At 41.6% G+C, this 24,110-nt stretch carries 17 protein-coding genes; 5 read left to right on the top strand and 12 right to left on the bottom strand.

The annotated features are described in order from the left end of the window. The first annotated feature begins 19 nt into the window (after positions 1-19). The 5 genes from WKK05_RS27465 to WKK05_RS27445 all read left to right on the top strand — a co-directional run bounded on the left by WKK05_RS27465 (position 20) and on the right by WKK05_RS27445 (position 4,927). On the top strand, positions 20-259 hold the full coding sequence (locus tag WKK05_RS27465) for a TIGR02450 family Trp-rich protein (protein WP_322658987.1): 240 nt from the start codon (positions 20-22) through the stop codon (positions 257-259). 579 nt (positions 260-838) lie between these two features. Next, positions 839-1,705, top strand: coding sequence for a ferredoxin:protochlorophyllide reductase (ATP-dependent) iron-sulfur ATP-binding protein (gene bchL / locus WKK05_RS27460; RefSeq protein WP_341526192.1), 867 nt, complete (start codon positions 839-841; stop codon positions 1,703-1,705). Positions 1,706-1,733: 28 nt separating this feature from the next. After that, positions 1,734-2,447: a DUF5331 domain-containing protein gene (locus WKK05_RS27455; RefSeq protein WP_341526191.1), complete on the top strand. Its 714-nt coding sequence runs from the start codon at positions 1,734-1,736 to the stop codon at positions 2,445-2,447. A gap of 135 nt (positions 2,448-2,582) precedes the next feature. After that, positions 2,583-3,986, top strand: coding sequence for a ferredoxin:protochlorophyllide reductase (ATP-dependent) subunit N (locus WKK05_RS27450; RefSeq protein WP_341526190.1), 1,404 nt, complete (start codon positions 2,583-2,585; stop codon positions 3,984-3,986). A 179-nt stretch (positions 3,987-4,165) separates the two neighbouring features. Then, positions 4,166-4,927 (top strand): ferritin-like domain-containing protein, encoded by a 762-nt coding sequence (locus tag WKK05_RS27445; protein ID WP_341526189.1) that lies wholly within the window; start codon positions 4,166-4,168, stop codon positions 4,925-4,927. A 39-nt stretch (positions 4,928-4,966) separates the two neighbouring features. Here the strand turns inward: WKK05_RS27445 and WKK05_RS27440 are convergent. The 12 genes from WKK05_RS27440 to WKK05_RS27385 all read right to left on the bottom strand — a co-directional run bounded on the left by WKK05_RS27440 (position 4,967) and on the right by WKK05_RS27385 (position 23,718). Further along, a protein-coding gene (locus WKK05_RS27440) for an IS630 family transposase (RefSeq protein WP_341525019.1) occupies positions 4,967-6,021 on the bottom strand; the annotation gives its coding sequence in 2 pieces (ribosomal slippage) (positions 4,967-5,626 and positions 5,629-6,021; 1,053 coding nt in all). Positions 6,022-6,127: 106 nt separating this feature from the next. Next, positions 6,128-6,502, bottom strand: coding sequence for a hypothetical protein (locus WKK05_RS27435; RefSeq protein ID WP_341526188.1), 375 nt, complete (start codon positions 6,500-6,502; stop codon positions 6,128-6,130). Between the two features lie 60 nt (positions 6,503-6,562). Next, positions 6,563-8,287 carry an AarF/ABC1/UbiB kinase family protein gene (locus WKK05_RS27430; protein WP_341526187.1) on the bottom strand — a complete coding sequence of 575 codons (1,725 nt, stop codon included), beginning with the start codon at positions 8,285-8,287 and terminating at the stop codon, positions 6,563-6,565. 471 nt (positions 8,288-8,758) lie between these two features. Continuing rightward, a complete protein-coding gene (locus WKK05_RS27425; RefSeq protein ID WP_341526186.1) occupies positions 8,759-10,144 on the bottom strand; it encodes an oligosaccharide flippase family protein in 1,386 nt (461 codons plus the stop codon). A 349-nt stretch (positions 10,145-10,493) separates the two neighbouring features. Further along, positions 10,494-11,447 (bottom strand): glycosyltransferase, encoded by a 954-nt coding sequence (locus tag WKK05_RS27420; RefSeq protein WP_341526185.1) that lies wholly within the window; start codon positions 11,445-11,447, stop codon positions 10,494-10,496. 35 nt (positions 11,448-11,482) lie between these two features. Continuing rightward, positions 11,483-12,442: a glycosyltransferase gene (locus tag WKK05_RS27415; protein WP_341526184.1), complete on the bottom strand. Its 960-nt coding sequence runs from the start codon at positions 12,440-12,442 to the stop codon at positions 11,483-11,485. Positions 12,443-12,460: 18 nt separating this feature from the next. Further along, positions 12,461-13,663: a glycosyltransferase gene (locus WKK05_RS27410; protein ID WP_341526183.1), complete on the bottom strand. Its 1,203-nt coding sequence runs from the start codon at positions 13,661-13,663 to the stop codon at positions 12,461-12,463. Continuing rightward, entirely contained in the window at positions 13,660-15,081 is a 1,422-nt protein-coding gene (locus tag WKK05_RS27405; protein WP_341526182.1) for an O-antigen ligase family protein, read from the bottom strand. The genes WKK05_RS27410 and WKK05_RS27405 overlap by 4 nt, the downstream gene beginning before the upstream one ends. 2 nt (positions 15,082-15,083) lie before the next feature. Next, positions 15,084-17,234 (bottom strand): polysaccharide biosynthesis tyrosine autokinase, encoded by a 2,151-nt coding sequence (locus WKK05_RS27400; RefSeq protein WP_341526181.1) that lies wholly within the window; start codon positions 17,232-17,234, stop codon positions 15,084-15,086. Between the two features lie 73 nt (positions 17,235-17,307). Beyond that, positions 17,308-18,504 carry a glycosyltransferase family 4 protein gene (locus WKK05_RS27395; protein WP_341526180.1) on the bottom strand — a complete coding sequence of 399 codons (1,197 nt, stop codon included), beginning with the start codon at positions 18,502-18,504 and terminating at the stop codon, positions 17,308-17,310. Between the two features lie 127 nt (positions 18,505-18,631). Continuing rightward, a complete protein-coding gene (locus tag WKK05_RS27390; RefSeq protein WP_341526179.1) occupies positions 18,632-19,831 on the bottom strand; it encodes a glycosyltransferase in 1,200 nt (399 codons plus the stop codon). Between the two features lie 1,289 nt (positions 19,832-21,120). Then, positions 21,121-23,718 carry a M1 family metallopeptidase gene (locus WKK05_RS27385; RefSeq protein ID WP_341526178.1) on the bottom strand — a complete coding sequence of 866 codons (2,598 nt, stop codon included), beginning with the start codon at positions 23,716-23,718 and terminating at the stop codon, positions 21,121-21,123. Between the last annotated feature and the right edge of the window lie 392 nt (positions 23,719-24,110).

The following is a 24,110-nucleotide window of genomic DNA, read 5'->3' as shown; positions in this document are numbered from 1 at the left end:
GACAAATGACCAATGACCAATGACTAAAAAGCAAAAATTCCCTTACTTAGTTGGTTCTAAGTGGACAGCACAGCAAAAAGTTGATGGTTGGCGACACTTCCAAGTGGTCAACCGAAAAAATCAGGGTAAGTGGGTGTACGCCGAAATGGTTGCCGCTTGTGACCCCAAAGTCCGCTTCTGGCTCAACGCCAAATTATTGCAAGATGGTTCCCAGTGGCAAGCTGGCTGGCAAACATTACAAGAAATAGAAGCACTTTAAGGTGATGTCTCCTGACTGGCTAAAGCCCTACAGCCCAAAGTTCCAATTTTAGAGAATATTTTTTAATTTAATAATATTTTACAGATTTGCAACTACTTGCTCATCAGCAGCAATTAAATCATCTTGGAACTAGGTTGAAACTGGCTAATTTACCTGCTACCTCAAATGGCAATGTTATTTCCAGCATGGGGCTGCCTATATCTCTTCGGCTTTAACCCTATGCCTTTATTACCTCAAATAAACTGATTTAACAATAAGCTAATCCGATTAAAACCATTTAAAACACAAGATTACAGGTTTTTGTATTTTGTAACTTATTTTATATAAAAAATATACAAAAACCTAATATAGGCTATATTTAGGCTTGAGTAGGATTTAAAAATTAACTTTCATGAAAATAATCTCCATTAAGTTATAATTCAGCAGCTTAGACTGTTATACATATTAAAAGCTTCTTTATTTTCCTTGTAATTTGGACAATAATGACATCAACAGACCTCACGCATCGCCATCTAAGGCTAGGTGAAGGAAAATGTTTAAGCCAAGAGTTTGATAAGAAACTATAAGAGGCAAACAACAGTGAAATTAGCAGTTTACGGAAAAGGTGGGATCGGCAAATCCACAACTAGCTGTAACATATCCGTCGCCCTAGCCAAACGAGGCAAGAAAGTTTTGCAAATTGGCTGCGACCCGAAACATGACAGCACCTTCACCCTCACTGGGTTTTTGATTCCCACAATTATCGACACTCTCCAGGAAAAAGACTATCACTACGAAGATGTCTGGCCAGAAGACGTAATTTACAAAGGCTACGGTGGTGTTGATTGCGTTGAAGCAGGTGGCCCACCAGCAGGCGCTGGATGTGGCGGCTATGTCGTAGGCGAGACCGTGAAATTACTTAAAGAACTCAACGCCTTTGATGAGTACGATGTAATTCTCTTTGACGTTCTAGGTGACGTTGTTTGCGGAGGTTTTGCAGCACCGCTCAACTACGCAGATTACTGCTTGATTGTTACTGATAATGGCTTTGATGCTTTGTTTGCTGCTAATCGCATTGCCGCTTCAGTACGCGAGAAAGCCCGGACTCATCCACTGCGTCTAGCTGGATTAATTGGCAACCGCACCTCCAAGCGCGACTTGATTGAAAAATATATCGAAGCAGTGCCAATGCCAGTTCTGGAAGTTTTACCTTTGATTGAAGATATTCGTGTTTCTCGCGTCAAGGGTAAGACATTGTTTGAGATGGCAGAGTCTGATCCTTCTCTGAACTACGTTTGCGATTATTATCTCAATATCGCTGACCAAATTCTGGCGTGTCCCGAAGGAGTTGTACCTAACGATTCCCCTGACCGCGAATTGTTCTCTTTATTGTCCGATTTTTATCTAAATCCGGGAAAACCCCAGGTTGTAAATTCAGAAGAGGAACTAGACTTGATGATTGTATAAATCACCAAGTTCTTAGGATGGGGTAAATATGGCTTTTTTTAATAGCTTTACAGATTCATTAAAGCAAAAGTGGTTGCAATTCTTCCAAGTGAATCGCGACTGGATTAACCTGCACATGGAAGTCGAATCAGTTTATACCCCCGATGGAGGGAAGCGGCCACCTTCTTACCTCATCCTGGGAGTGGTTAACGCGCTAGAACCAAAACTAGCGCAGTTAATGTTGCCCTTTGCCAAGCTGAATCCTGACGCTGACACCCTGATTGAAGTGCTGGATTTGCATTTTGACCCAGATATTGCTCTCGGTAACCGTATATTTCCCAAAGCAGAATCAGAGAAATATCAGGATGAGTTAGCAGTTGTCATTGATGACAACCCTGAAGATGAAACGCTGACACATCCTCATACAAATGGCTTTGCAGAAGTAGCGTTAGTTCAAGGATTTACCGTGGATGCTGACGTTCAAGGCTTTGGGGTAAGCGAGTCGCAAGAAACCCCAGCAGATGAATTTGGAGGTATTACCTTCGATACAGCAGATACCACAGAAGTAAACCAGGACAATGAGCAAGCGTTGGATGAGCTGAATGCAATAGACGAAAATGCATTTAGCGATGTGTTGTCAGATGTCTGGGGTGATGAAACAGCACTGCAAAAGGGTGAAGGGAATAACGACTTATTAGGGGAAGAACTACCAGCTGGCGTTTTTGACGAATCAGAAATCGCTCGTCTCTTCCCAAACTCTTAATTATTGCCGTTCCTGTTGAATTTAGGGGAAATACTCAGTTAAGAGTCAGGAGTTAGGAATTAGTAATCTAAACTCATAACTCATGAAATCCCCTACTTTCACCTGCCTTTAAATATCAAGGGGAGAAAAACCAAAATGACTGTCGCTCAACAACCAGAAGCTTTAAACTTTGAGTGCGAAACTGGGAATTACCATACCTTTTGCCCAATTAGCTGCGTGGCGTGGTTATACCAAAAAATTGAAGATAGCTTCTTTTTGGTGATTGGGACAAAAACTTGTGGCTACTTCCTGCAAAATGCGATGGGGGTGATGATTTTTGCTGAACCCCGTTATGCAATGGCAGAGTTGGAAGAAGGGGATATTTCAGCACAGTTGAATGATTATGAAGAGTTAAAGCGGTTGTGTTTACAGATTAAGCGCGATCGCAACCCTAGTGTAATTGTTTGGATTGGCACTTGCACTACTGAAATCATCAAAACTGACTTGGAAGGCTTAGCACCCAAGCTGGAAAGCGAAATTGGCATTCCCATCGTCGTAGCACGTGCTAACGGTCTAGATTATGCCTTCACTCAAGGGGAAGACACTGTTTTAGCAGCAATGGCTAATCGTTGTCCTGATAAGTCTCCTGTGGCGGAAACAGACAAGAACGAACGCAACGCTATTCAAAAGCTGCTTAACTTCGGCAAGAAGAAAGAAGATGTTGCTCAAGAAGAATCTGAGTACGCCGATCACCCACCTCTCGTTCTCTTCGGCTCTCTCCCTGATCCCGTAGTTACTCAGTTAACCCTGGAATTGAAGAAGCAAGGCATTAAAGTTTCTGGCTGGTTACCCGCGAAGCGCTTTACTGAACTGCCAGTAATAGAAGAAGGGTATTATGTCGCTGGTGTCAACCCCTTCCTCAGCCGCACTGCTACAACTTTAATGCGTCGCCGCAAGTGCAAACTCATCGGCGCACCTTTCCCCATTGGCCCCGATGGTACACGTGCTTGGATTGAGAAAATCTGCTCTGTGTTTGGCATTACTCCCCAAGGTTTGGATGAACGGGAAGCCCAAATTTGGGCAGGCTTGGAAGATTACGTGAAACTGATTCGCGGCAAGTCTGTGTTCTTCATGGGTGATAACTTGCTAGAAATCTCCCAGGCAAGGTTTTTAATCCGCTGTGGGATGACGGTTCACGAAATTGGCATTCCCTACATGGATAAGCGCTATCAAGCTGCTGAGTTGGCACTACTGGAAAAAACTTGCCAGGAAATGGGTTCACCCCTGCCAAGGATTGTGGAGAAGCCAGATAATTACAATCAACTTCAGCGGATTTATGAGTTGAAACCAGATTTGGTAATTACTGGTATGGCGCACGCTAATCCACTGGAAGCGCGCGGTATTAATACAAAATGGTCTGTGGAGTTCACTTTTGCTCAAATTCACGGCTTTACAAATGCGCGTGACATTTTAGAGTTGGTAACTCGTCCGCTACGTCGGAATAATAATTTGAAAGATTTGGGTTGGGATAAGTTGGTGAGAGAAGAAGCGAAGATTTAGATTTGGATTTTAATCGAGCAATACAATAACACGATATTATTAGGCGAACTTGGTTCGCCTTTTTTATGGATATTTAAGGACGCAAAGTAATCACACTGTTTATCCAAGCCCCAAATCTTCTGAGATTTCGCAGTTAATTTTGGGAAAAATCAGATGGTAGCACTCTATAAACAGTCAGTATGTTGATGAATCCTCACCAACTTTTACCCACTTCGGCTTCACTAACCACATCTGCTCAGTGGTATGTTTACTATAAAGCTAATGCAGAGTTTCAGTTGGATATTCCTTGGGAACGAGGAGCAGAAATTACAGAAGATGAACGGAATACAATAGCTGCTTCACTGGCAGCTTGGCAATTGGGTGAAACATCAGATGGTTCGCACTTACTTGCTGCTGCTAAAAATTACTCAAAGCGAATCAATGATCCTAAATATGTTGATGTTATCGAACTATTTATTAAAGAAGAGCAACGCCACGGAAACGACTTAGGAAGATTTCTTGATCTTGCCCACATTCCACGACTAAAACGTAACTGGGGTGACACAACGTTCCGTTTAGTACGTTATTCAACGCCAAATATGGAGATTTGGACAACACCAGTCATTATTGTAGAAACACTTGCTTTAGTTTATTACAAAGCAATACAAAAAGCCACGAACTCTATCGTTCTACGTCAGTTATGCCAGCAGATATTAAGAGATGAAGTTAAACACATCCGCTTTCAATATGAACGGTTAGCAATTATTTACAAAAATCGACCCATTTGGTTACAGCAGCTAACCTATCTAATACAACGAATGCTCTTTTTAGTAACAGTAATTTTGGTATGGATCGGTCATCATCGTGCGCTCAAAGCAGGAGGGCATGACTTCAGAACTTATTGGCAAGATGCATGGGTGAAAATGAATTTTGCTTGGCAGCGGATGAAACCAGACAAGTAAGTAGGTAGGCACCGAAATTTTCTACTATGTAACAAAATCTTAAGTTGATAATCTAGAGCTAAATTTTACACGATGTGTGTTGTGATTGTTTTTTTTTCCTCTAGCTTGAACACCATTGATGACGGCGTAAGCGAGATCTAGCTCATCATCAAATGCTTGCCCGGATAACTCATCTTTCTTGAGATGTTGCCATTCCAATTCAATTGGATTCATTTCTGAGCAATATTTCGGGAGAAAAAAGATGTACAAACCCTGACTTTCCCATTTTTTCCACAATTGTTGAACTTCTTGGCAGCGATGTATTGGCCCGTTATCTTGCACAATCACGCTGATACGTCCAGTTTCTTGGGCTTGTTTGGCTTCTTTCTCCATCATTTCTATATAAGATTTACGGTCAACACCACCGATAACTAAACCGTAAACAAAACTGATTAAAGGTTGGAGAAGCCCGATAATACTTAATCTGCGACCACGGCGTTTAGTCTGTTCTAACCGTTTTTGCTCACCTCTAAAGTAATATGTATAACTAGGTTCGCTCCACATACAGAACCCTGACTCGTCTAGGTATTTCAGGTCTATTTCACCAGTGGCAGCAGCTAATTCCAACATGTCTAGGTCTGCTTGCTTGTTTGCTCGTGCTACTGGGTCTTGTTTTCCTTTATGGCTTTTCCTTGTCCGTTTCCAATCGACCCCCTTTTTTTGAGTACCCGTCTTAATCTGTCGGCACTCATCTCAACGTTGCGTTCTGTTTTCAACTTCAAAGCTAACTGAGAACTATTGTATGTGCGTGGCTCGTTTCTGAGGCATTCTTCTAAAAATATCATGTCATCCTCAAGCCACTTTGGTTTCCCCCCTCGCCCAGGAGATTCCCAAAGCCCTTCTGTGCCCAGTTTTTGCCATTGATGCAAAACTTTTGTGACTGTTTTTTTGTGACAATCAAAGTGATCTGCTATCTTCTCTACATACCAACCATGTGCATTTAGCCTGATTATTTCCGCCCTGTCTTTGACTTTCTGTGGTACATCCTGTTTTCTCAGATTTAGTAAAGTTTGGTCTTGCTCAGGAGTCAGAAATACCCTTAAACGCGCACCCATACACCAACTACCTTGTAGATGCATTATCAGTCTTTACATATCTTAACATAGCTGACTTTTTTGGCACCTACCTACTTAATTCATTTATAAGTGTTTTGTTCTATCTCTAAGACAAAGAATCTAAGTCTAGAGATTGCATTCCTTGGCGTTCGGCAAAAGCCAGCATACTTCCCAACTGTATCCAAACTAACAAACAAGTAAGCAGACTAATAGGCAGACCGACTCCTAAAGCTAGGAATGAGGGAAAGCCAAATATCTCTAAGCCTGAAGAGAGAAATAGACAAATACCACCAGTTATACCGAGAAATGGTACAAATAATTGCTTCCATGAAGAACGCGGTTTAGAATTTTCTGAACGTTCGCTTGGCCATTTCTGGACAATTACTTTCAAAGTCCCAGATAATGCAAAACCGGAAGTTAATGCTGTTAGGAAACCAACAAGTAGCAGGAAATAAGGCGGTTGCAGAGAGTAATAGTACATGAAAACTCCTAGTTTATTTTAAAACAAGCTTTCTCTAAACAAATTTTGCAGTTTGATTTTTTAATTTTTACCTGCTGAGTCGGTTCCAGCAAAAGGCGTAAGAAATGTAGCTTTTGGTAGGATAGCAGTTACGCCTTCTTTGGATAAATCTGTAAAAATGCCGATCGCTACATTTAACAACCGATTTGGTTTTAAATCCTCTTTAACTAGGTTCCATAAGCGTTGGACTTCTTCGGTGTGAAGGTGGTCATCTTCTGTCAGAGCAAGTACGAACTGTCTGCGGAGAAACTTGCCTTCATCTGATAGCAAAAATTGCAACCCCATCTGTGCTGTGGGTAAAACATCAAAATTGCTATCAGTACGAGCGATCGCAATTAAATTCTCTAACCGCTGCCACTGGAATTTACCATCTTTAAACAAGACGTTCAATAAACGTCGCCGCAATTCGGGTGATTCTCCCGTCAGCAACCGCCGTGCTATATATGGATAACCCACCTCGATAATTTTAAAATCCGGGTTGAGGCTTAGGGCAATACCTTCTTGTGTCACTAGGGAACGAATAATTAAAGCAAACTTTGCCGGCACTCGGAAAGGATACTCATACATCAGTTCTGAGAATTCATCGGTAATAGTTTTGAAGTTAAAATCTCCAACGTTTTTACCAATAGCGTTCCCTAGCACCGCTTCTAATGCTGGCACAATCGGGCAAATATTTGTGTCTGGAGTCAGAAAGCCCAATTTTACAAAGTCTTCGGCTAAGTCGGTGTAGTCTTTATTCACCAGATGTACTAATGCATCGACTAGCGTTTCTTTGGTGGTTTCCTCTAACTGATCCATCATCCCAAAGTCAATGTAAGCCATGCGCCCATCGGGCATAGCAAACAAATTACCAGGATGGGGATCTGCATGGAAGAAGCCATGTTCCAACAACTGCTGCAAACCCGAAGTAACACCTATTTGGATGATTGTCTCTGGGTCTAAACCGGCTTCGCGAATGCGTTTAGTATCTGTTAGCTTGAAGCCGTTAATCCATTCCAGGGTTAAAACGTGAGTGTTGGTATAACGCCAGTAAATACCTGGAACTTTGACTTGCGGGTCGTTACGGAAGTTAGTAGCAAATTTTTCCGCGTTGCGACCTTCATTTATATAGTCGATTTCTTCGAATAACTTAGTCCCAAACTCGTCGACTATTAAAGTCAGGTCGTGACCAAGATTGAGAGGTAACCAGGGAGCTATCCAACCCGCCGCCCAACGCATGAGATATAAGTCGCGTGTGAGGGTTGGGCGTAAATTGGGACGTTGTACCTTGACTGCAACTTCTTCGCCGCTTACCAAACGACCACGGTATACTTGACCCAAACTGGCAGCAGCTACTGGGTTAGGTGAGAGTTCACTGAAACTTTCGGGAATTGGGCGATCTAGTTCGGCTTCAATAATCTGGAAGGCGATCGCATTATCAAATGGTGGCAACTGGTCTTGTAACTTCACCAGTTCTTCTAGAAAATCTTTGCGTATTAGATCAGGTCGAGTTGATAGGGCTTGACCAACTTTAATAAAAGTCGGGCCGAGGCGAGTGAGCAGTTCTCGCAACTGGATTGCTCGTTTACCCTTGTTCTGCTCAACTTGATCTTGCCATTCGTCCCACTTGAGACTGAGTATAAATCCTGCAAAAGACCAGACAATTTTTATCAATCGTCCCCAAGCTAGCCAAGGGCGGTGACGATAGTAACGAGCGATCGCGTCTGGATTGTAGCGCTTTAGCTGAGCAGGTTGATACTGACCCACGCCTTTACTTGCCTCTTCAAACTCGGAAATTTACACTTTTTGCTTGTCTCCTGACCCACAAGCTGGTTGCAAGCACAGGAAAACTGTACTCATCTAAGCAGCTATAACTTTACCCATTTTTGAGTAGCGTTCGAGGCGAATTCAGCCTACTTTAACTGCTTAGATTTATTTATCTTTTTCTTAATTATACTTTATAAAACTACAAGTACTTAACCAACTTTTAGATGATTTTATTTTTTCTTAACTATACTTAATGGAAATATAAACATTTACTTTTGGAAGAAAATACTGTAACTTAAGTATGATAATTTAATATCGGTTACATATAACAACAGTAGTATTACAGCTTTAGCTTAAATCTATTTTGAGAGATTGCAACGGTTAATTAGCGATCGCCGATTCAGTGCCATCAGAGATTGTAGTTATTAATCAAAATGCTAATTCAGCATAGATGTACCTTTAGCAACATCTCTAAGATTTAAATATTTGAAAGTAGCCAATTAGGCTATTTCTCTCTTTAGTTGAGACCAGTGGAAGCAGGAGCAATAAGCTAGATAGGTAACGAGCTTCGTTGTTGATTGCACTCAGAATTAAAACAGCGACCAAGATAGTGTACCAAATCAGTGCTTCAGTGTAATTTAGGCTGCCTACCTCTCTAATGGTGTAGAGATGAAGGATAAAGCAGCTGGCTAGTGCAAAGATTTCAGCCCAGCCGTAACCAATCATTCCTAAATGCGGCATCAACAAAAATGCACTTCCCGCAAACAAAGCTACGTGTACGAGGTTAAACCAAGCAACCTGAAGATTTTTCTCCTTGAGATACAGTACTGAAGAATGTAGATTGAAAATGGTACGAGTAAGATAGCTAACGGCAATCAGCGGAAATATTTGCAGCACCGGATTCCAATTTTTACCAAAAACGAGCGTTATCACCACAGGAGCTACGAGGGCGAAACTCACCATTGGGAGACCAACTGCTAGCACTTGTAGGCGCATTCCCTCTTGAATACTCTTGCGTAGGCGAGACTTGTTATCTCCTAGCTTGGCAAGTGCTACGACCGCTAGCCGCGCGGTTACTGCTTTAGCAAAAGAAAGCATTTCCACTAAACGAATGCATAGAGCCACAAAGGCGACAGCTTCAGCCCCAGCAAAACGCCCTACAATCACTGGATTAACTAACGTACGCAGTTCCCAAATCCAAATTGAAGTCGCATAGCTTAGGCCATATTTGAGCATTGTCCGAATTAAACTTGAATTCCAGCATAAGCGCGGTCGAAAATTGCTAGAGCAGTAATTTAGTGTTATTTGGCTAGCTTGTTGTGTGAATAAGCCAAAAACCGGAGACCAAGCACCAAATCCACGTACTGCTAGCGGTATTGCTACGAGATAATAGGTAATTTGGCTAAGTAATTCAATGTATGCTATTCGCTGATAATTTAGGTCGCGTTCCAGCTTTACGACCCAAGGCATATTTAAGGTACTTAGAGGTATCGTCAAAGCCAAGATTCCTATAAGAGGTGCAACTTCAGGAAGCCTCAGCAACTGAGCAATCATCTGTCGTCCCAGCACTAGAACAACAACACAAATGATATTGATGCATAACAATAAAGTAAAGGCTTGATTGTATTCCTGCTGCTCTGGATTAGCCTGTTTGCGAAGTAGATAAGCATCCAGACCCGAAGGAGCTAAGCGGTAAAAGAAAATAATAATTCCGGTACTTGCTCCGAAAAGCCCATACTCATTTGGCCCAATTACTCTAGTAATAAATATCATACCTACCAAGCTGAGTAATATGCCCAAACTTTGGCGGATAAGCATGATAAATCCGCCTTTTAAGGCTTGATGGCGTAGCCCCATAATTACTTCCTGAATTAAGTGAATTTTTGCTGATGTTTGCGTGATGAATGGTGGAATATCAGTAGCATTTTGTTAGCCTTTCAACACTATTCATCAATCACGTTATATCTAGTAAATTGAATGTATCTACAGATATCTTATTTAGGCTGTGAAGAGAGATTTTAATAATTTCACGCAGAGACGCAGAGGCACAGAGAAGAGAGATTAAGAGAAATCTTTAGTTTTTACAAACAATTTAGAATTGCTGTAGTTGCCATTTGGAATAAAAAGTAAAATTTTGGATTTTGCCAAGGCGGTTTACTCTAGGAGCAAGGAAAAGAAAATCGCCTCTTTTTTCATACCTTTCGTGTCACTGTGGAATTATTGATGTGATTCGCCGACGTAAGGCATATATAAGTGATAGAACATTGTTAAAGCCTTCAAATCCTAACCATTGCATGACTGTAATTGCTACATTTAAACGAAGGCAGCGAGTAGAGTAGCGTAGCTGAGGATAGTGAGTGATCGCTTGATTGCGAAAATATATTGCTTGTTGGCGATCGCCACTTTGTAATGCTTTCCAAGCTAAGTAGATATTCGCATAACCATAGCTGCGATTTTTTAAATACGTTAACTCTTTTGGAACCGATTGAAAAATTGTTTCAATCATTTCAAAACCTTGTTCTAACATCTGCCAGTTTCTTGTTGCATTATTGGGATGTTGGCGATAGCAAACTAGAGGTTCTTTAATTACAGCAAAGGGATAGCGAGCAGCAATCCGCACCCACATATGCCAATCTTGTGAATAACGTAATTTTCTATCAAATTCACCGACGGTTTTTAAACAAGAAGCACGGACTATTACAGAAGAAGTAACTACTGTGTTTTGCTCTAGTAATTGTTTTAAAACATTACCTTCTGCATTAGATATCATGACTCTGCCTGATGACTTACCGTACTGGTCAATTAATACCATACCTGTATGCAAAAAGCCGATTTCCGGATGAGCTTCCAGATAATTTACTTGTTTTTCTAACTTAGTTGACTTCCACAAATCGTCAGCATCTAAAAATGCTATATACTCTCCTGTTGCATACGTAATGCCTGTATTACGTGCTACAGATACACCTTGTTTATTTTGCGAAATCAGTTGCACACGCTGGTCTAGTAACTGATTCGACCATTGCACAATATTGTCTGTGCTTCCGTCATTAATAATTAATATTTCAAAATTTGTGAAAGTTTGCTGCAAAACACTTGTTAAAGTTTCTGGCAGATAAGCCATCGCATTGTAGGCGGGAATGATCACAGAAACTTTTGGCATATTTTGTAAACTCATGATGAGCAGTAACCTTTGTTTCAAGGTTGTTGTGCAATAAGTGATGTAACTCGTTTACGTAACGTGTATGTGAGTGACAGTACTTTTGTAAAGCTGTCAAATCCCAAGAATTGGATGATTGCAATAGCTATATTCAGACGAATGCACTGAGTAGAGTAGCGTAGGCGAGGATGGAACGCGATCGCTTGCTTTTGAAAATACCTTGCTTGTTGGCGATCGCCGTTTTGTAGTGCTTTCCAAGCTAAATTCATATTGGCATAACTATAGCTACGATTTTTTAAAGATATAAGCTCTTGTGAAACTGATTGGAATACTCTTTCCAATAGCTGCAAATCTTGTTCTAGTATCTGCCAGTTTTTTTTGGGGTTATTAGTACGTTCTCGATAGTAAACTAGAGGTTCTTTAATTACAGCACAGGGATAACGAGCAGCAATTTGCACCCACATAGCCCAATCTTGTGATGAGCGTAAATTTATATCAAATTCACCAACACATTTTAAGCAAGAATGACGAACCATGACAGAAGAAGTCATTACTGCATTTTGTTCTAATAATTGTTTTAAAGCATCACCTTCGGCATTAGATGTTGTTACTCTGTCTGAGGGCTTATCTTGCCAATTAAGCAACACTATATTTGTATGCACCAAGCCGATCTTTGGGTTATCTTCCAGATACTTTACTTGTTTTTCTAGCTTAGTTGACTCCCACAAATCATCAGTGTCTAAAAATGCTATGTACTCACCTTGTGCCTCAGCAATACCTGTATTGCGTGCTGCCACTATACCCTGATCTTTGTGGAAAATCAATTTCACTCGCGGATCTACTAGCAAATTCGCCCATTCAATAAGATTATCTGTACTATCATCACCAACAATTAAGACCTCAAAATCTATGAAAGTCTGCTGCAAAACACTTTTTAAAGTTGCTTGCAGATAATTTATCGCATTGTCAGCAGGAATGATTACAGAAACTTTTGCCATATTATCAAACTTATAAAACTAAGATTTCCTAGACTGAATAATTGTCTGTAAAATGACATTCCGGTAGTGTAATGCAATAGCATCCCAGCTAAAACGTAAGGAATTATTTCTGGCTTTTGCCTGCCAATCTCTATTCAAAACTTTGGCAATAGCCGCAGCATATTTGTTGGCATCCGTGACATCGCAGACAATTCCAGCATCTCCAACAACATGGCGACGCATTTCATCGTCTGTAGCAACCACTGGTAAACCACTTGCCATTGCTTCCAAATAAGAAAGCGCACATGGCTCATTTATAGATGGCAGTGTAAATACGTCTGCACTGCGATAAACTTTAGGCATCTCCTCAGTGGGAAAACTTTTAATTGCAAAGCGATCGCTTCCCAACAACTCATTGCCTAATGATTGAAAATACGCCCGGTCAGTACCATCCCCACAAATTAGAAAATTTACTTGTGGTAGCTTTGCTACAGCCTTGATTGCCAGTTCAACACGCTTGTGACTGTCGCGGTTGAGAGAAGCTACACACAACACCAGAGGTTTGCTTAAACCCAAGGTCATCTGTTCTCCTATTGGTGTAAAGCGTCTCGTATCTACACCGTTGTGAATGATGGTGGTAGCTTGAGATGGTTGTAAGCTTCGGGCTAAATTAGCCATCTTTTGCGAAAAAACTACAAGATGATCGGGGCGAAACAGCAAGTTACGTGCCAACAATCGCCCACTGCTCAATAATCCAGCGTGTTCGGTATAAAGAATCGGTGTACCAATCAAGGCGCGAACAAAAGCTGCCATTGCCAAGCCACCGTAATCATTGCAAGGAAAAATTAGGTCAGCTGGGTGTGTCAGTAACCGCATTGCACAAGGCAAAAAGCTGGTCAGGTGTTCAATAACAATCTCAGAATGAGTAAAAAAATGTTTCAGTAGGGGAGTTAACGGAGAACTACCGAGAATTTCATGTGCCTGAGTGCGAGGAATACCACCAGCAGGATAGTAAAAGGGGCTACAAGGAGCGCCTGCTAATAATTCCACTTCAAAGTAAGAACTGAGGAAATGAGCCAGCTCAATGGCAAATCTTTCTGCGCCTCCACTCCAATTAACTCCGGCGCTGGGATGAACCAAAACCACTCGATAGGTTTGTTTACGTTCCTTTGCCCGCTGAACGTTACTGTTAAAGTCAATCATCTGCTGGATCATGGCTGCATAACTTAATAGAGGGTTCATAAGGCATTTAGCTCCCTGGACTGATTCCAGTTCCAACCAGCGATCGCCAACAGAGTCCACCAGTAGAAAAAGAAGGTTGTGTGAGTCCAAATATTCTCGGTAATCATGCCGACAAACATCGAGAGAAGCAAAGCTAACAATACCCAACACAGCTTGTTTTGAGCGCTGTTAGGGGGAGTGTGTCGTATTAAACGAATTAAATGTGTAGCCTGAGTACCGAGAAAGGCTAGAAAAGCTAAAATGCCTATGACTCCGCCTTCTGCTATGGCGCGGACATAATCGTTGTGGGCGTAGTTATTGTAAATAGTTAAATAGCGGCTAGTCGATAGACCATAACCAAAAATCGGATACTGTTCCCAAGCTTTTAGTAGATAAGTCCATTGAGATAGCCGCCAGTTAAAACTGTTGTGATCTCCCTGTGCCAGAAGAATCGCCCGTGATATGTCCATGTCTGGATTGAGGAGTGGTGTTTGCACTAGCGAGCCGAGGCGTTGTTGTCCAAACTCTGTGCTGGCAAATAGTCCTATGACTAGCGCAAATAACAATACTCCACAAATGAGATTAATCAGATTTAATCTTGGCAACATCAGTACCAGAATAAAAACACCCAGCATCATCAAGCTGAATAAAGCTTTAGTACCGACATAGATAAAAGCGAGTAAACCCAATAACACTAGCCAAGGCCAACGTTTTTGAGACTGACCAAGCTGCCACCAAGCCAAACCAATGAACAGTAACAGAAAAGTGGCGAAGGTATTAGAAAGGCCGAGAGTACCATTAATCCGAGATATTTCTCCAGAAATCGGGTCTACAGTGACTTGGAGTATAGTTGGTAAGAGCGAAACCGGAAGGAATATCTGCATCAGCGCTGCCGTCAAGGGTATGATCAGGGCAAAAAATAGCGCAGATATCATCTTTTGCGGTTGGAGTCGGTCTTTAAGCTGCATCACTAGTAAGTAGACCATCAGCCAGGAAAAAAGACGTACCCACTCGCGGATGCTGTCTAGCAAAACAGCATCATCAAACTGCAATTCTTGTAAAGGTATGAGTATCACCCAGAAACCCTGTAGAGCTACCCAGGCTGCAAATAACCACCAGAATTTGTCTGTATGCACTCTCTGACCGATTAATAATGCCACCACTACATAAAGTAAAGTTAGGAGATCAAGAGCAATGGCAAATGCAGCTGGAACCTGCTGATCAGAGAAAGGATCGAGAGCGCTACGTATGATTAATAGACCAATAACCGCTTGCTCAAATTTGGCAAAGAAGTAGAAGGCGATCGCGATCGCACCTACAGCCAAACCCAGGTAAAGAGGTTCTGCACCTGCAAGAAAACCTGCTACTATCCCAACTCCCACACCAGCTAATCCAACCCAGAACGACATCAGAAAGCTTGAGCTTTGATTAGTTAACATCGTCACTTAGCCCTCGAACCGTTAGACGAATTAGCGGTGTCTGCTATAGCTGTTAAACGTTTGCGGGGACGGGATAAATAGTGGTAAGGCTTTTCAGTTTGAGTTGTCATGCAATTGACAACTACCCCTAGAATCGGTAATTGATTCTGTCTGAGTTGTGCTACGACTTTTTGCAGTAACTCTTTGGGTGTGAAACTAGGACGAGTCACTAGCATGATGCCATCACTATATCGAGCCAAGGTAGCAGCATCAGCGCTAACGTCCAAAGCGGGTGTATCAATAATTACAAAGTCGTATTTATTAGTAGCTTCTGCCACCAACGACTTCATTGCCTCAGACTCTAATAACTGTGAGGGGCGTGCATATAGTTCCCCACAAGTTAATACTGAGAGATTCTCGATCTCTGTAAGTTTTACTACTTCTATTAAAGATAGAGATTGAGACCTGGCAATTGCATCAGTAATTCCCTGCTGGCAAGCTAAGTTGAACAGCTTGTGTTGCATGGGGCGATGTAAGTCTGCATCTATGATTAATGTCCGCCGAGATAACATCGCTGAGACGGCAGCGAGGTGCGAAACTACTACTGATTTCCCCTCACCGGACTTGGTGCTACTAACCACAATGCTCCGTAACTTCTGAGAACTGCCAAACTCTAATGTCTTCAGCAGCATCCTGTAAGGTTCAACTAAAGCAATATCATCTAAGAAATTTTCTGCTGGCTCCAGGATCAGTGTCTTCGCGCTCAGGGAAGGTAATGCACCCAACAAGGGCAACTTCAGTAATTCCTCAGCTTCTGAAGGATCATGCAGAGTGTTATCCATCATTTCTAGTAGCAGTGCTACGCCAATGGCTGCGATCGCAGCTAAGATAGCCGCTAGTAATAGCACGATTGGAAGTTTGGGAGATGAGGGAGAAGTTGCTGGTTTAGCCTCTTCAATAATTCGGATATTACCAACTAGTTGAGCTTCAGCAATTCTTGCTTCTTCCAGTTTGGTTTGTAGTAACTTTAGGGATGCTGCGGCTTCTTCCCGTTGGCGAGTCAGTACAGTTAGTGGTTGCTGGAGGATTGGGAGTTCGGCAAGACGATTTTGCAGATTAGTTCTCAAAGACTGAATAACTTTGAGTTTATTTTGGATTGCCAAGCGTTGAATTTCATTAGTAATTAGTTCAGAGGAGAGATTCTGGCTGAGAGAATCGGAGGCAATATTGCTGGGGGAGATAGCTGGATTTCCGGGTGAGAGGCGAGCCAGTTCTTGAGTGTACAAAGCACGTATATCTCGCTGCTGCTCAAGCAAATTTATGACAGTCGGATGGTTCTCAGTAAAGCGCAAACGAACATCAATAAGCTGCGTCCCTAAATCTGCCAACTTCGTACGTAAATTTTGGAGTTGTTGGTCTTGACCACCGCGGACAGAGAGATAAGCCTTGTTGAGGGTTGTAGAGTTAGTGATTTGTCGCAAGGATGCATCACGCGATCGCGTTTCTTGGAGTTGAGCTAATAAAGTCCGTTCTTGGTCTTCTAAATTCGCTAAACTATCAACTAAACTTTTGCTTTGGTCGGTAAAAGAGATTAATCCAGTAGCTTGTCTATATCTGTTTTCGGCAATTTCTGCCTGTTGCAGCCGCAAGCGAGCTGTTGGAACCTCTTTAGCTAAGAAATCCGCCACGTTTGCAGCTTCTTTGCGGATTTGTTGGACACTTTCCTCAACCATTGTCTCGGAGACCGCATTAAGAAGCTTGGCTGCGAGAATTGGGTCTTGAGCTTCATAGGTTAAGACCAAGATATTCGTAGCTGGGGCAATTTTCACTCGCAACTTTTTAGCAAATTCCTCCGCTGTAAGTTTGCTGGGAGAATGGGGAAAAACCTTCGCAAGCGATCGCTCTAAAATAGGTTGCGATTTGACTAATTCTGCTTGATCAGCCACTGGGCTGGGGCCACCAGGTATCCCCACAGGTACTTTCGTCAGGTCGCGTCCCAAGTCGGAAACGCTCACTCTTTTGTCATCTAGCATCAATTGTGCTGATGATTGATACAAACGTGGGGTAAAGGCTAGATAAATAACTGCCCCGCCGATCACAGCAGTAAATGTTGCCAACGCTGGCAAACTTCGCCGCTTTAAGACCACTGGTAAGGATGAAATGCTTTTCTCCATTACATATACCTTTGTTTCTTTAGGTGGTTAATAGAGTTATTTGACAGTGGTCAGGTTTTTAACAAATCTCAAACTACATTTCTTTTTTGGTGACAAACCCAGGAACTCTGCTGAAAGTAGGCTCAGACACACTTACTGGCTCAGGCGAATTCAAAACTGTCGTATATAGTTTTAGAGTTTCAGAAGTAATTTGCTCCCAACTATAGTGAAGCTGCACGTATTTTTGTGCATTTTCAGCCATTGCTGCTATTTCAGTTGGGTGATTAATCGCCCAGTCTAGAGAACGAATACAGGAGTCTACATTTCCAGCTTCAAAAAGCATTCCCCGCCTACTATTAATCAATTGTTGGTGGGGTGAGATATCGCTAGCCAGCACCGGTATACCTTCCCGCATCGCCTCTAACATTGCCAGAGGTAGCCCCTCGACATCAGAAGGAAGGACAAACAAGCCTGCTCCTCGTACAATCTCCCACAGACGATTTCCTTGGAGTTCCCCTGCAAATACAATATTTGGATGACTAGCAACTGTTTCTAATAGCTTGCTGCTGAATGCTCTAGTATCACTGACACCTCCGGCTAAGACCAGTTTCCACCCTGCTGGTTTCAGCGCACAGAAGGCTTCTAAAAGCAAATCAGGACGCTTTTCTGGTACAAGTCTGCCTACAAATAGAATGTAGCGCCCCTGTGTTAAACCAAGGGAACTAGCGTACGCAAAGTTAGGGTCAGACCCTGCGTAGCTAGCGGGAGCGTTGGGAATGTAGACTGTATCGCGATTATAGGTTTGGAGAAAGTAAGATTTTAGGTCTTTTGATACTACAATTAGCCCGTGGGCGCAGCGTACTGCCGTCTTCTCCCCCATGTGAATCAGCCGACTAGAAAAATTGCCCCACTTAGCGCGTTGCCAGTCTAATCCCTGACAGGTGACTACAACCTTTGCAGAGGTAGTAATTCTTGGTAAAAAAGTAAATAAAGATGGGCCAAGAGCGTGAAAATGAACTATATCATATTGCTGCCCACAAGCAGCGATCGCTCCTAGTGCTGAGGCAATAAAAGCATCTAGTCCGCGCCAATTTCTACTAGGTAAAGAAACAACTCGTACACCCCAAAAGTCATAATGGTCAAACCAAGAAGAGTTTGTATAAGAAGACCGGGCATATAAATCAACACGATGACCCAGCGCGACCATACGAGGATATACTTCTGCACAATAATGCTCAATTCCTCCTTGTTTAGGAGGCAAACCTTTCGCACCAATCACGGCTATTTTCATGGCAATCAGTTATTTATGAAGATGGTTTATCAAGTCAAGGCGCTTCATGCAAGATTAGGGATTGGGTATAAGTTATTCTCTTAGTACTTCCCCATCTCCCTAGTCCCCAGTCCCCAATACCCAATCCCTAGTCCCCAAACTTCCAACGACTTAGCATTTTGCTGTAGATATCTCTGATAACAGTACAAGCAGCATAGGGGTATGCAGTTCCTATGCAAGACGCACTTGGATAATCTTCAGGATGCAATATGATTTGGCGCAAAGCATTTGCTATTGACTCTGGTGTACGTTGTTCACATACAATTCCACTATCAGCAGCTAATAGCTTTGGAGTTTCACCGCATTTAGTCGTTACTATCGGCGTTCCACTAGCTAGCGCTTCCAGAACTACTAAAGGTAGACCTTCATATGCACTGGATAGAACAAAGACATCGCATATTCGATGTAACTTTGCCAGTTCTTCTATTGCAACTGCTCCTAACATCGTCACTTGACTCGACAATCCTAACCGACCAATTTCCACGCGTATTTCTGTTGCTAACTCCCCATCACCTGCTATCAGTAAATGAGTGTGCGGTTGATTCAAAGCAGCAAACCCACGTACTAATAATATTGGATCTTTTTGTGGATGCAAGCGTCCAGCAAATAGAATAAAACGTGTTTCCTCATCCAGACCTAATTTAATAGCCAGTTCCTGCCGTTGAGCTTGCCGTTGTGCTTGACTTAAAGGGTAAAAAATTTCGTTGTCAAACGAATTTTTGATGTATGCAACCCTGTCTTGCACGTTGGGGTAACGTTGTTTGTAAAATTCTGCGGCATCGGTATTGCATGAAAGAATTTGGCTAAACTGGCGAACTAATAAACTTTCTAAGGCGAAATATGCTCCTGGAAATCTTCGCCACAGAATCGCTTTTTGATCACCAGCGGCTTGCATCTGCGTGTGAATGTCATTATGGATAAATAGAGTTTTCTCACCCTGCCAATTCCAGGCTGCTAAGCTTGGTTCCAGCCGATGAAAGTGCATAAAATCTGAAGCTAAGTAACGTCCTAAAAGAGCAGCCGTATATTTAAATGTGGTAGGTATTAAACTTCTAAAATTATCATTTTTCAAGGAAAATAAAGGTAGAAAACTAATCTCTCTACCTGCAACTTCTGCTGCTTGCCACTTCAACTTATGCTGAAACTTATCATCTCCAGTTCCTACAAGCCGCACCTCAATTTCTTCAGGTGCGTACTTAATAAATGTCTTGATTAGTGTCTGAATTCCTCCAATAGTAGTGTTCCAAGGATTGAATTGGTAAAAAATCGTTAGAACAGGTTTACGCATTAAGACAACCCTACACAACTTGCGTGCAAAAACTCAAATGTATTTCCACCGTCAACAACGTGAGTTTGACGAGCCAAATAGCTCTCAAACTTTTGCAAAATGCTTTTCTTTCGCCTTGGTCTCCAATAGAAGAAAGGCTTGTAGTCAGACATCGCACATTTTTCGACAAAAGGCTAATTTATTGAGAAAATTCTCAGTAAAGTATCTTATGGCACTACATATGCGAGATAAATTTAGGAATTATTTTTAGAGAAGCCTTTCGGCTTTGATTCGTCAAACTTACGTTCAACAAAGACAGAGGTAATCATTGTTTTAGCTACATCAGAATTTAATTACCTCTTCAATTTGTTGTATTTCTAAAGATAGATATCATCTATAAAATTAAATACTGCGTGTACTAAATTTAACTATTTAATAATAAATACATAACTAGCCTGCTACTAAACTAAAAAGCTTAAGCGCTTGCAAATAAAGAGTTTTATGTCTTAAGTAAACCAAAAGTTGGATGTAATGAAAATCCTAAAATGAAACTTTTTTTACTACGTACCAGGAAAAATCTATTGGTAAGTATTGTATTTTACATAAAAGTAAATAGGCAAAAATAAATTAAAGTTTATAATTTGCCCTTTAACGCTTAAGTGCAAACTATAAACAACAAAATATTTTCAGCTTAATTATATTTACTGACTTAAACATAGGATTCTCATTAAATTAATCAGTATGTAACAGTATTTGATTGTAGGATTATATAGCAGTCCTAAATCATTTGTGAAAATTTGAGGTTGTTGCGACCCCCCTGTAGTCCCCCTTTGGTAAGGGGGGACGGCGTTAGCCGGGGGGTGAATTTTTTTACAACTCATTTAGGATTGCTATATTTATAAAATTAATACCAATTCAATTTAATGATTGCAACACATCCTTGGGTGAAGACGCGATTCATCGCGTCTCTACAGATGGTTTATTTGTCACATTCTTTTTTAAGATTAGTATAACTTCTGCTAAACAGTGAATAATAAAAATTATCTTGGAATTTATAAACTTTAATGCACAAGTTATACTTTTAGTATTGACTTTATTATTACTAATACTGATTTAATTAATGATTGCAACAAATTCCCCGGTATAGAAGTTGCGATGCAACGTCTATAATGTTGCATTCTTTTTTCAAAATTGTATAATTTATCAAATAGAAGTCGGCGAAAAGTATAACTTTGGTAACTGATAATTATGATTAAGTTATTACCAATTAGCAAAGTTATATTTTTAATTACGCCTATCTATTTTATAGTTTAGTGCTGCTTAGATTTTGCTTCCAAGTTCTCTAAACGGCTTCTCAATTCCTGGTTTTGTTGTTTGAGTTGGTCAAATTCCTCACGCAATTGACGTAGTGTTTTTTCTGAGCCAATGTTCTTTTGTACTCTAGAAATTTCTTCTTCAGCATAGCGACGTACACGCCCATCTGCTGTTTGATCAGCTAGCGATCGCAAAATTCCTGCGGCTTTGGGAGTTTCCATTTGCCCTAGTGATGCTGCTACCGCCACTTGGTTTAAAAAGAAGGTTTCTTTCGCTAGTTCTGTTAATCTTTCTAGAATCCGTTCCAAATTGAGCGCACTTTGACCGACAGAAATGTTTCCTAAAGCGCGAATTGCAGCTAGACGTAGAGGTTGTGGTACACCGAGTTTGGTATATTCCAGGAGTAGATTTAAAGCTGCTTCCGAAGTTTTTAGTTCAGCTAAACCAGCAACTGCACCACTCCGCACTACTTCATTCCAACCCGCCTTTTCTTCCAAGACGGATTTCAGCAGCTTTAACACTTTGTCTTCCTTGGATTTCTCTTCCAAGTTCGCAGATGCGATCGCCCCAATTACACGGGTTGCTGCTGCTTCCACATAGTAGCTGGGATCGCCTTTCTGTACGACACCTCTGATAGCTTTATAGCTTTCATTGGTTTTAATTTGAGCAAGTGCTTCTACTACAGCCCTTCTTACGTAGGAATTTTTATCTTTCAATCCAGGAATTAACCCATCAAAAGCTTGGTCTAAATTGATTTGGGCTAATTGTTTTGCCACTTCCACACGCACACCCCAAAATGGGTCTTTCTTTAGTGACATAGACAATACTTGCGTTGCTTCTAATCCACCTTTTTTCGCCAGAGCTTCGGCTGCATAGATACGTGAAATAGGATTGGGATCAAATTCTAGCTGTGCTTTTAACTCCGGTAATGGATACTCCAAAGAAACTGTTTTAAGAGAGTTATTCCCTACATCAAAACTGATAAATTTGGGCTTATTTTCGAGTGGGAAATAGAAACTTTGTTCGCGTTCATTCACTCGTACTGTGAAAGTTTTAAGTTTCGTTGGTTCTTCATTTTGCGTATAGCCAAAACCAATGGGTATTTTCAGATCAAATAAATCTTTACTGCCATTGTTAGTTTCTGCTGCTTGGGTTTGGGTTACTGTTACTTTCGCTAAATTAGCATCCCCATCCCAAGAGTAAGCAACTTTAAAATCGGGATGACCACCGCGATAAACGTACTGGTCGAAAAGGAACAATAGATTACGTCCGGTAGCTTTTTCAATTGCCCTGAGTAAGTCTACTGTCTCTACAGTTTTGTGGGCATTATCCTGCACAAATGTTTGGATTGCCTGCCAAAACAGTTCATCTCCCAATTGGGCCCGAATCATGTGATAAACACAAGAGCCTTTTTCGTAGATATGGCGATCGTAAAGTTCAATAGCTTCACGGTAAACGTGTGTCACCATCGGACGGCGGTAGCGACTGCTATCTTCTGCCAAATAACGACGAGCTTCTAGCAAACGATAGTAATCTGCTTCTTGTGAACTATATTCATGTTCTGTCCACATCACCTCAGAGTAAGAAGCCATTCCTTCCTTAATCCAAGCATGAGACCAATGTTTAATGATCACTAAATCACCAAACCACTGGTGCGCTAGTTCGTGAACCACTAAACTTTCGGTATTGCGGTTATCCAAAGCAGCGCGTTCATCCAGCAAACATCTATCTGTTAATAAAGTGGCAGAGGTATTCTCCATTCCCCCAAAGATGAAGTCATCGACACACACTTGGGCGTATTTCGGGAAAGCATAGGGGTAACCATACTTTTCACTCAAAAATTCGATCATGCGGGGAGTTTTGCCCATGCTGCGCTTGGCATCTTCCTCTCGTCCCTTCTCTACGTAGTAGGTGACAGGTTTGCCTTTCCACTCATCCTGAATTTCGGCAAAGTCACCAACTGCCAGAGCCATTAAGTAGCTAGGATGAACTTGCTGCTGCGACCAATGGTAGATTTTGTCATTACCCTCTTCTGTAGTGTCAATCAGTTCACCATTAGAAATGGCAATTAGGGCTTTGGGGACGCGGACACGAATTTCGGAAGTAGATAGTTGTCCTGGATAGTCAAAGCAGGGAAACCAGAAGCGAGAGTCTTCGTCTTCTCCTTGAGTCCAGACTTGGGTGGGCTTGTTTGGGTAGTGTTTGTCTGGTTGAATAAAGTAAATACCGCGCTGTGGTTTTGTTACCGAGTAGGCGATCGCAATTAATAGGCGTTTACCAATTTCGGTTGCTTCAGAAAGCTGGATGGCAAGCTTTTCTCCATCGTAATCAAAATTTTGCGGTACCTCGTCTATTTGCACAGACTTGATATTCAGGTTGACAGCATCCAAAGTCAAACGGTCAATGCCATTACGAATTGGCAAAAGGCGAATGCTACAACTACCTGCATAGCTTTGGTTAGGAATATCCAAGCTAATATCTAGAAAAATATGTTCTACCTGCCCAGGGCGATCGGGATTGTAGTGTGGTCTTGCCCCTGGTAATTCAAAAGATTTGTGTCCGTTATTCTCTGTATCAAAATAAGACTGCGACATTGATCCTTACTGACCTTGTAATCCTGAAAAGTCTGGCTGGATGTTGTTAAAAACTATAGCGGTATCTGGTGTATTTCCCAAATCAACAGGGCGTATAGGGGCGAGTACTGTCCTTTAAGGATGGGGGATTTTAATCAATCTCTCCCAAAGTTCCCAGCAGTAGCTTCCTCTGCTCGGACTTCTCTCCATTTCCCTCATGCATCATCTTGATTTTATGTCAACTGATACTTTGCACTCTTTTGTCATCGAGTCAAGAGTCTCTTGCACCTCGATAGAATTTTATTAAGTACAAATACTCCTAAATATTTATTGATATAACTTAGGATAGCTTGCTGCTGCTAAGTGGGCTATTTTTTTGAGATGAACAACACTCATTTGCGGATTCGCTCCTC

It is taken from the genome of Nostoc sp. UHCC 0302 (genome assembly GCF_038096175.1).
Lineage (GTDB): Bacteria > Cyanobacteriota > Cyanobacteriia > Cyanobacteriales > Nostocaceae > UHCC-0302.
This window is presented reverse-complemented; position numbering and strand designations above follow the sequence as displayed.

What these genes read in the sequence shown, in the direction of transcription:
- WKK05_RS27465 (WP_322658987.1), top strand. Translation starts at nt 20, where the DNA reads ATGACTAAAAAGCAAAAATTCCCTTACTTAGTTGGTTCTAAGTGGACA.
- WKK05_RS27455 (WP_341526191.1), top strand. Translation starts at nt 1,734, where the DNA reads ATGGCTTTTTTTAATAGCTTTACAGATTCATTAAAGCAAAAGTGGTTG.
- WKK05_RS27450 (WP_341526190.1), top strand. Translation starts at nt 2,583, where the DNA reads ATGACTGTCGCTCAACAACCAGAAGCTTTAAACTTTGAGTGCGAAACT.
- WKK05_RS27445 (WP_341526189.1), top strand. Translation starts at nt 4,166, where the DNA reads ATGTTGATGAATCCTCACCAACTTTTACCCACTTCGGCTTCACTAACC.
- WKK05_RS27435 (WP_341526188.1), bottom strand. Translation starts at nt 6,502, where the DNA reads ATGTACTATTACTCTCTGCAACCGCCTTATTTCCTGCTACTTGTTGGT.
- WKK05_RS27425 (WP_341526186.1), bottom strand. Translation starts at nt 10,144, where the DNA reads ATGGGGCTACGCCATCAAGCCTTAAAAGGCGGATTTATCATGCTTATC.
- WKK05_RS27420 (WP_341526185.1), bottom strand. Translation starts at nt 11,447, where the DNA reads ATGCCAAAAGTTTCTGTGATCATTCCCGCCTACAATGCGATGGCTTAT.
- WKK05_RS27415 (WP_341526184.1), bottom strand. Translation starts at nt 12,442, where the DNA reads ATGGCAAAAGTTTCTGTAATCATTCCTGCTGACAATGCGATAAATTAT.
- WKK05_RS27410 (WP_341526183.1), bottom strand. Translation starts at nt 13,663, where the DNA reads ATGAACCCTCTATTAAGTTATGCAGCCATGATCCAGCAGATGATTGAC.
- WKK05_RS27405 (WP_341526182.1), bottom strand. Translation starts at nt 15,081, where the DNA reads ATGTTAACTAATCAAAGCTCAAGCTTTCTGATGTCGTTCTGGGTTGGA.
- WKK05_RS27400 (WP_341526181.1), bottom strand. Translation starts at nt 17,234, where the DNA reads ATGGAGAAAAGCATTTCATCCTTACCAGTGGTCTTAAAGCGGCGAAGT.
- WKK05_RS27395 (WP_341526180.1), bottom strand. Translation starts at nt 18,504, where the DNA reads ATGAAAATAGCCGTGATTGGTGCGAAAGGTTTGCCTCCTAAACAAGGA.
- WKK05_RS27390 (WP_341526179.1), bottom strand. Translation starts at nt 19,831, where the DNA reads ATGCGTAAACCTGTTCTAACGATTTTTTACCAATTCAATCCTTGGAAC.
- WKK05_RS27385 (WP_341526178.1), bottom strand. Translation starts at nt 23,718, where the DNA reads ATGTCGCAGTCTTATTTTGATACAGAGAATAACGGACACAAATCTTTT.